The sequence below is a fragment of the Paraburkholderia sp. SIMBA_053 genome, from assembly GCF_046534895.1.
GTDB classification, from domain to species: Bacteria; Pseudomonadota; Gammaproteobacteria; order Burkholderiales; family Burkholderiaceae; genus Paraburkholderia; species Paraburkholderia caledonica.
The window spans coordinates 1-264 of sequence record NZ_JAWRXU010000900.1; the positions used below are offsets into that span (position 1 = coordinate 1).

A 264-nucleotide genomic window follows, 5' to 3' on the forward strand; every position below is an offset into this window, starting at 1 on the left:
CTCCAGCATTGGTGTCGATGTTCTGCTCACTGAAGAGATCGTCCATAGCGACATCGTGGTCACCAACTCGAGGGGAGTGTGTGAGCGCCCAATCGCCGAGTGGGTGCTCGGAGTGCTGATCATGTTCGCCAAAGATCTTCGGCGAACGGTGGAGCTGCAGAACGAGCACCGATGGCAGCACCGAGAAACCGAGCCGATCCTCGGGCGTCGAGTTCTCGTCGTCGGTCCGGGTCCAGTTGGTCGCGAGACAGCTCTGCTCCTGCG

General features: G+C 60.6%; 1 protein-coding gene. It reads right to left on the reverse strand.

From position 1 onward, the window contains the following. The coding region (locus SB753_RS38215; RefSeq protein WP_410805312.1) for a hypothetical protein at window positions 1-264 on the reverse strand (264 nt) is incomplete at both ends.